Source organism: Anoxybacillus sp., assembly GCF_036834105.1.
Classification (GTDB): domain Bacteria; phylum Bacillota; class Bacilli; order Bacillales; family Anoxybacillaceae; genus Anoxybacillus.
Window position 1 is genome coordinate 1 of record NZ_DAITON010000112.1, and the last position, 7,411, is coordinate 7,411.

At 42.5% G+C, this 7,411-nt stretch carries 8 protein-coding genes; 2 read left to right on the forward strand and 6 right to left on the reverse strand.

The window, feature by feature from the left end; genetic code table 11:
• On the forward strand, window positions 1-434 hold a 434-nt coding region (locus tag V7Z64_RS10405), incomplete at its 5' end, for a hypothetical protein (protein WP_334110339.1).
• Complete coding sequence (locus tag V7Z64_RS10410; RefSeq protein ID WP_297990802.1) at window positions 431-2,050, forward strand: carbon starvation CstA family protein; 1,620 nt, start codon at window positions 431-433, stop codon at window positions 2,048-2,050. The genes V7Z64_RS10405 and V7Z64_RS10410, both read left to right, overlap by 4 nt.
• A gap of 14 nt (window positions 2,051-2,064) precedes the next feature.
• On the opposite strand, the gene V7Z64_RS10415 is transcribed toward V7Z64_RS10410, so the two are convergent.
• From V7Z64_RS10415 to liaF, 6 genes are all read right to left on the reverse strand, one after another.
• The gene (locus tag V7Z64_RS10415) at window positions 2,065-2,769 is read right to left on the reverse strand and encodes a DUF3298 and DUF4163 domain-containing protein (RefSeq protein ID WP_297990803.1); all 705 of its coding nucleotides are present in this window, start codon (window positions 2,767-2,769) and stop codon (window positions 2,065-2,067) included.
• Between the two features lie 62 nt (window positions 2,770-2,831).
• A complete protein-coding gene (locus V7Z64_RS10420) occupies window positions 2,832-3,878 on the reverse strand; it encodes an NAD(P)/FAD-dependent oxidoreductase (RefSeq protein WP_003398515.1) in 1,047 nt (348 codons plus the stop codon).
• Window positions 3,879-3,970: 92 nt separating this feature from the next.
• Window positions 3,971-4,732 carry a MerR family transcriptional regulator gene (locus V7Z64_RS10425; protein ID WP_043964508.1) on the reverse strand — a complete coding sequence of 254 codons (762 nt, stop codon included), beginning with the start codon at window positions 4,730-4,732 and terminating at the stop codon, window positions 3,971-3,973.
• A gap of 90 nt (window positions 4,733-4,822) precedes the next feature.
• Complete coding sequence (locus V7Z64_RS10430) at window positions 4,823-5,443, reverse strand: response regulator transcription factor (protein ID WP_297990805.1); 621 nt, start codon at window positions 5,441-5,443, stop codon at window positions 4,823-4,825.
• A gap of 13 nt (window positions 5,444-5,456) precedes the next feature.
• A complete protein-coding gene (locus V7Z64_RS10435; RefSeq protein WP_297990806.1) occupies window positions 5,457-6,464 on the reverse strand; it encodes a sensor histidine kinase in 1,008 nt (335 codons plus the stop codon).
• Window positions 6,461-7,186 (reverse strand): cell wall-active antibiotics response protein LiaF, encoded by a 726-nt coding sequence (liaF, locus tag V7Z64_RS10440; RefSeq protein ID WP_297990807.1) that lies wholly within the window; start codon window positions 7,184-7,186, stop codon window positions 6,461-6,463. Before liaF ends, V7Z64_RS10435 begins: the two co-directional genes overlap by 4 nt.
• Window positions 7,187-7,411: the final 225 nt, after the last annotated feature.

Genomic DNA, 7,411 nt, shown 5'->3' on the forward strand with positions numbered 1-7,411 from the left:
CCTTTTTTGTTTGGTTGTCAATTTATGTTAGTGATTTTACTCATCTACAGTTTATGACAAAAAAGTCTAAAATTTGGGCCGTCGAAAATGAACAATTTATTTTTGTATGGCCAAGAAACGACATAGTGACAAGAGAGGACGTCATACAGTTTTCTGAAGCATTCGTTCGCTCGCTGCCAAATTACCTATCTAGTCATCAAGATCATATGTCTACCGTTTTTATCGGGGCAATTGTCGCACCGGAGGCACATGTTGATGCCATAAAGGAAGTGAAACGTTTTCGAAAGCTGCGATTTATTCGTTTCGGTTTACACGGTTGGCTCGAATGTTATTTGGCCATCATCGCTTTAAACAAAAAAGAACGATTTACTCATCGGAAAGCTCTTCCGTTAACAGATGTTTTCGAAAAACCGTTTGAGGAGGGTATGAATTGAATTTATTAACGTTGCTTCTTATTTGTGGAATTATTTTACTTATCGCCTATTTCACATACGGACGTTTTCTTGAAAAACAATTGAAAGTAGATGGTGATCGTAAAACACCAGCACACGAAATGTATGACGGCATAGATTACGTCCCAGCAAAAAAACCTGTTTTGCTTGGGCACCATTTCGCTACAATTGCTGGAGGTGGCCCGATTGTCGGACCGATCACGGCAGCAGTATTTGGATGGGTTCCGGCTGTTTTATGGATTATGATTGGAGGTATCTTCATCGGGGGCGTCCATGATTATACATCGCTACAAGCTTCTATTCGCCATAAAGCACAATCGATCGGAATGATTATTAAACAATATATGGGTAATCGTGGACAAGTATTGTTTTTGACTTTCTCTATCGCGACGCTCATGCTCGTCGTTGGGGTATTTATTATTTTAGTTGCGAATACATTTGTTGCTGTCCCACAGGCTGCTACGGCATCGGTTTTATTTCTTGGTATCGCGATTGTGTTCGGTTTTCTCGTAAATCAAATGAGAATGAACTTAGCCTTTGCTAGTGTATTAGGCGTTGCTGCCATGCTGTTATCCGTATGGTTAGGCATTCAATACCCTCTTTCTTTAAGCGCAACAACATGGTCGCTCATTTTGCTCGGTTACGCATACGCTGCGTCGGTATTGCCTGTTTGGGTCTTGCTGCAACCACGGGATTATTTAAACTCATTTTTGTTATACGGTATGATTGCTGGGGCAGCTATCGGCATGATTATCGCTGCACCAACTATCAAGTTCCCAGCGTTCACCGGATTTTACCATGAAAAACTCGGGTTTTTATTCCCAATTTTATTCATTACCATCGCCTGCGGTGCCATTTCCGGCTTTCATTCGCTCGTTTCATCTGGTACAACCGCAAAACAACTTGATAATGAGAAAAACGGAAAGTTCATCGCCTATGGTGGTATGTTGTTAGAGAGCTTTTTAGCTATTATCTCGGTTGGCACAGTCGCATATTTAACACAAGCAGACTTTGCTACACGCATGAGTGAACTTGGTGGACCAATCGGCACATTCTCTGCTGGTGTCGGCTACTTTATGTCCCATGTGGGCATTCCGGAGGCGACAGCGATAACATTTACTGCCCTTACCGCATCAGCATTTTTATTAACAACTTTAGATTCAGCAACACGATTAATGCGCTATGCCATCCAAGAGCTAGGCGAAGAACGTACAACGGCACTGAAAAACAACCATGTTGCAACAACAGTTGGTCTCATTGGAGCCGGTGCACTTGCTTTATCAGGAACATGGCAATCCGTTTGGCCGCTTTTTGGAGCAGCCAACCAAATGCTTGGGGCGCTCGCTTTGCTAGCTGTTTCCGCATGGCTTATGAAAATAGGAGCGAAATCGTTTTATGTTGTCATCCCGATGGTGTTTATGCTCGTTGTAACGATCGCTGCCCTTTGTGTTTTAATGTATCAAAATGCCTTAACGCAAAATTGGCTACTAGCCGGATCAGCTTTCGTCCTTTTTGTTTTATGCATTTTCCTAGCTCTTGAGGGTTGGGCAGACATGACAAAAACGACGAAAAAAGAGGTTGTTACCTCCCAACAATAATTAAGCTAGCGCTCTTATCGCGCTAGCTTGATTTTCATATATGGCCGCAAGATCGAAAAAGGAATAAGAAATTCGCGAATGCCAGCCGCGTACGGGGCAATCTCGTATAATCCGTAATAAACGACAATGCCGTCACTTGTTATATAGTAAGGCTGATCATCTGGCATCTTTTTTACAACATCGATGGCATTATCAAAATACAAGTCGTTTTCTTTTTTTATTTGTGCAATCACTTCGTTCGTAATCACTTGCTTATAGTTCGTTCCCTTTTTAAATAAATCGGTAAGTTGTAACGATTTTCCTTCATGAAAATCAAAATTATTTGGCACTTTAACTGTCATTCCGTGCGCACCGCCTGTATAGCTATATAACGTCACCGGGATGCTTAATACGCCATGTGCGTTATATGTCACATCAAAACGGCTGACCGCAGCATGCAAGCGGTAAGGAAACCCTTCTTTTTTGCTTATTGCCATATTTTCACGCGCTTCTTTTTCGACTTCGCGCTTTAAATCAAGCGATTCCTTTCTCAACAGGCGATTGACGTGCCGCTGAAACGATCGATTGTTTGAACCGGATACAACCGGAATGTTTAAGTCTACTTCCATCAGTTCATTCGTATGTTTAATTTGCTTTGTCGTTACGTTTAGTGGTTGGCTGTACGCTGTTAATATAAACAGCGTCAACACGATCATCCATATATTCCGTTGTTTGAACACGATGTTCACCTCGTTTGTTTTACCGAAAGTTTGTGTTGAAACAAACGAGTTTATACATCCTGTCATTTATTTAACATTTGTTTCATTAATTGTCGATTTCGCTCTTTAAATGCTTCATGGTGAGATGAAACCATCCCGTGCGGATCAGCGGTCGGCTCAATGAATCGCTTCGCACTATTGACCGCATTCGCCGCATCTTGAAACGCCCCGGTAAGCAAGTATAACTTCCCATCATATTTTAAAATGTCCCCCGCCGCATACAAACCTGGAACGGAGCACTCCCCTCTTGCGTTCCCTGAAATATAATATTCGTCTATCATTTGAATTGGCAACTCGCTATTCACAAGCAATGAAGCATCCCGTTCATACCCATGGCTAATAATGACGTCATCTACATCAAGCTCAAACACATTACCTGTTTCATGATTTGTCAGCACCACCCGCTCAATCACTTCATGGTTGGAACAGGCAATTAGCTTAGTAATGGACGTATGGAAAAAGCAAGTAGCTGAACTATTTAACAACTGCGTCACTTGCGCTTCATGTCCTTTTAACGACTCATTGCGATAAGTGACGTATACTTTTTTCGCAACCGGCACAAGTTCATTTGCCCAATCAATTGCCGTATTGCCACCCCCTGAAATGATAACCGTTTTCTCTTTAAACTGCTTCAACGACTTCACCGTATAGTGTAAATTTGTAATCTCAAATTTTTCTGCCCCTTCAACTTGGAGCTTTTGCGGTTTCAGTATTCCACTCCCTACCGCAATAATGACTGTTTTCGATAAATGTTGTTGCCCAGATGCTGTTTGTAGAAGAAATATGCCGTCTCCTCTTCGACGGATTGTTTCTACTTTTTCGTTTAGTACAACTGTTGGATGGAACGTTAGTGCTTGTTTGACAAGTTGCTTACGTAGCTCCTCTCCAGTAATCGGTGCATGCCCCCCAACATCCCAAATCATTTTTTCGGGATATACATGCAACTTCCCACCTAACTGTGACTGGTATTCGATCAGTTTTGTCTTCATTTCACGAAGACCGCTATAAAACGTAGCGTACAGCCCTGCCGGCCCACCTCCAATAATTGTCACATCATATACTTGTTCCATCGGCATCACCTTTTAAATTTGATTATCATTCTCACTTAAATATACATCTTTTCTCAAACTTTTACAATGCAAAAAGACAGGCTGTTGCCTGCCTATTTTTTTCCGGTATAAATGAAGATGGCATCACGGAGAAACTCTGCCATTCCCGATTGTTTTTGATCGTAGTATGCTTTAAATCGTTCGTCATCTACATACATTTGCGCCAATCCTGCATGTGCTTCTTTTGAATAATGATCCCAAAAATAGCTTAACCATTGACGGTGTAAATCTGCTGCTTTTTGTGCAAGCTCCCCTGCTGGATCGCCAGTCAAAAATGCTTCATACAATACGCGCAACACTTCCTCGCCTAGTTTTGTCACTTCTTCGTACTGGGCTTGCGTCATGTTTTTTACTTTTTCGTTCGATTTGTTCACTTGCTCGTCACCGTATTTTTCCCGAATTTCTTTGCCGTATGTTTGTTCATTTTCGTCAATAAGCTGCTGTTTAAACGCTTCAAATTTTTCTTTGTCGCTCATCACGATTCTCCCTTCCTTCGCTAATAGTGTTTTTTCGACATTGGCGATTAGCGCCTCTAACCGCCTCCGTTCTGCCAAGAGTTTTTCACGATGCTGCTTCAACGCCTGTACGTCATCAAATGACGGGGATGTGACAATTTGCTTAATCGTTTCTAACCCCACACCAAGCTCGCGATAAAACAAAATTTGTTGGAGCCGGTCTACCTCTTTTTGTCCGTATATGCGATAGCCTGATGCATTAACCCTTGCCGGTTTCAACAGACCGATTTCATCGTAATACCTTAGCGTTCGGCTCGTCACCCCCGCCAATTTCGCTAACTGTTGCACCGTATATTCCACCCAATCACCTCCTGACAATTTCACTATAAACGTTTACGTAACGTCAATGTAAAGCGAAAAAATAAAAAAATCTCGCCATAAAAGCGAGTGTTATTTGACTAATCCGTGTTTAAACGCATAAATAACCGCTTGGGTTCGATCTTGAACATCTAGTTTCGCTAAAATGTTGCTGACATGAACTTTGACGGTTTTTAATGAAATAAACAACTGCTCGGCAATTTCTTGATTTGTTTTTCCTTGTGCTATAAGTAATAACACTTCCATTTCGCGGCTCGTTAACTGTTCGTGTGGAAGCGATTGTTTTCTATTTATCATTTTTCCTGTCACTTCTGGCTCAAATACAGATTGGCCATGAAATGTAGCGCGAATCGCATTCGCAATTTCGCTCGCTTTCGACGTTTTCAACACATAGCTTACCGCACCCGCTTGAATGACAGGATACACTTTATCATCATCTACAAAGCTCGTCACAATCATAATTTTTGCTTCTGGCCAAGCGCTTATAATTTGTTTCGTCGCTTCAATGCCGTCCATCGGCTCCATCACTAAGTCCATTAAAATAATATCTGGGCGAAGCTGAAGGGCGAGTTCAACCCCCTTTTCCCCGCTTTCTGCTTCCCCGACGACCTCCATATCTGGCTGGGCAGATAAATACGCGGAAACGCCAAGCCGTACCATTTCATGATCATCGATAAGCAATACTTTAATCACGCCACTTCCTCCCTTACACAAGCGGTACTTTCACTTCTAAACGTGTCCCCTTATTTTTTATACTTACAATTTTTAACGTCCCGCCAATTTCAGCCGCTCGTTCGTACATATGTTGCAATCCGTAAGAGCCGCTTTTGGTCTGTTCGACATCAAAGCCAATACCATCATCCGACACGCGCAAAAGGACAAAACCATCACGCTCAAGCAGCAACACTTCTAACATGTTCGCTTTTGCGTGGCGAAGCGTATTAGACACCGATTCTTGCAAAATGCGAAATAAATGATCTTCTACTCCGCGATCAAGTGCCACCTCCTCTATTTTCCACTTGATCTCCATTGGTACTTTTTGCGCAAGCTCCATTAGCAATTCTTTCATCCCATCTTGAAGCGACTTTCCTTTCAGCTGCACCGGCCGCAAATGAAGCAATAACGCGCGCATTTCAAGCTGAGATTGATGAATCATTTGTTCGACGAGCTTTAATTGCTTTTTCTCTCGCTCGCCCCCTGCATATGTTTCCATCAATGCGGACATCATCATTGATGCCGCAAATAGCTGTTGGCTTACTGAATCATGCAATTCCCGTGCCAGACGGTTGCGCTCTTCCGAAATCACCCGCTCAATGAGCTCTTCTTCATATTTCACTTTTTCCGTCGCCAATTTTTGCGCGCGCTTCGTTTGTTCAAGCCAATGCTTTTGGAGTTTCTCGATTTGCTCCCATACGTCATATAATTCCTTTGTCACTTGTTTGTGTGACAGATCTATATTTCCTTGTTCCATCTGAAGCAATGCATGTTCAATCGTACGCCACTGTTTTTGCCAAAACCAATCGAATGAAACACCAAAAAGCGCACCGACACACCCACTTATCATAAACAAAAATACAACAAACGGCACACCAAGCACCTTTTCTTTCCATAGTGCTGACCATTCTGCTGGCGGAAACGTGAAAGCGTATGAAAGAAAAATTACGACCATAACCGTGAAAGCTAACAGGAGAGATCCAATGATATGGCGGCTCATATTCGTTTCACCTCAACATTTCCAATCGCCATCGAGGTGATAATTTTTATCTTCTGTTCGGCAGTTTCATACGCTGGCGTTTGATAAATAAACGTTTGGTTCCATAGTCGCTCCGTCTCCATCGTAAAAATAGATGACGCGCCAAACAATACGGAGTGAGCGACGCTCACTTCCATTTCGTAAGGCACAAAAATGTGGACATTGCCAATCCAGCCGCGAACAACGATAACCGCTTCCCCTTTTGGAACGACCGCATAGCTTAAATCAATAACTGTGTCGCCAACGCCTATTTGAATGTTTACATCACTCCATTCATACGCATGCCCCGGCGTCTTTTGCCGGCCGAACAACATGTTTTGAAAAAGTGGTTGCCGAAAAACGAATTCTGTTTCTGCGCCACTTGTTTTCATCCCTGGACGAATAACAATAGGATGTCGCTTCGACTGTGCAAATTGGATAATCGCATAAAACAATAGTGCGACAAGTAAAAATCTAACCGTCATCATTGTTAACATATGGACGACGAGACCGAGACAGCCAAGCCAAAAGGCAAGTTTTCCGAACGTTCGATGCCACTTTTTTCTCCCGATATAAATCAATCCTGCTGAAAAAAGAACAGAAAAAATAATACCTGGATGAAAGAACGAAATTTCCATCGCCAAAATAATGAGCGCAAGCAGCACCACCCAACTGACATAGTCAGTCGTTTTTTGTCGATCCATGGGGCATCCCGTTACAGAAAACTTATAAGACTTTATAAGATAGCTAAAAATCTTATAAAGACCTATGTTTCTTTCCTTGTTCATCGCGCCCGATTTCGCCAAAGCTACTCTCGTTTGATATGGCGCTCCGAAGGCTTAAACTCCCCACTAACGAATGGGTACATATCAATTGCTAGGCTATTGATTTGCCATCATTGTGCCTGATATGCTTAAGCCTTCGATATG

Bases quoted from the DNA above. Each gene is read 5' to 3' on its own strand.
- liaF (WP_297990807.1), bottom strand. From the start codon at position 7,186: ATGGATCGACAAAAAACGACTGACTATGTCAGTTGGGTGGTGCTGCTT.
- V7Z64_RS10435 (WP_297990806.1), bottom strand. From the start codon at position 6,464: ATGAGCCGCCATATCATTGGATCTCTCCTGTTAGCTTTCACGGTTATG.
- V7Z64_RS10420 (WP_003398515.1), bottom strand. From the start codon at position 3,878: ATGGAACAAGTATATGATGTGACAATTATTGGAGGTGGGCCGGCAGGG.